Below are 533 nucleotides of genomic sequence, written 5' to 3' on the forward strand. Positions count from 1 at the left end.
AGGAGCCAGCCGCCGAAGGTGGGGCTGATGATTGGGGTGAAGTCGTAACAAGGTAGCCGTATCGGAAGGTGCGGCTGGATCACCTCCTTTCTAAGGAAACATTCGCAGGAGTGAAAACGACCGTTTTACGGAAGTAAAGCCCTGCGAACGGAACAGCTCTTACGAGCTGAAACATACTTGGTTGTTTGGTTCAGTTTTGAGGGATTAAAACCTCAAATTTAGAAGACTTGTACCTTGAAAACTAGATAAGAAAGGTTAGGAAGTGAAGGTAATTCCTTTATTCCAAAGTCATTGATTAGCAGCATGAGGGGCCTTAAGGAACCGAACGCTGTATTTAATTATGATAAAAAGAGAATAAAGAACCCTGAACGAAACTAACGCAAGACATTCAACGACATTGAAAACAAACGAACAAACTTTTTTACTGTAAGTTAGTTAAGTGAAGAAGGGCGCACGGTGGATGCCTTGGCACTAGGAGCCGAAGAAGGACGGGACAAACACCGATATGTCCTGGGGAGCCGTACGTAGGCATT

General features: G+C 44.7%; 2 rRNA genes. Both read left to right on the forward strand.

The features are described from left to right. Nucleotides 1-90, forward strand: a 16S ribosomal RNA gene (locus tag LD272_RS21345); the annotation flags it as partial. A gap of 343 nt (nucleotides 91-433) precedes the next feature. Further along, nucleotides 434-533, forward strand: a 23S ribosomal RNA gene (locus LD272_RS21350); the annotation flags it as partial.

Source organism: Aquibacillus saliphilus, assembly GCF_020404745.1.
Taxonomy (GTDB): domain Bacteria; phylum Bacillota; class Bacilli; order Bacillales; family Amphibacillaceae; genus Aquibacillus; species Aquibacillus saliphilus.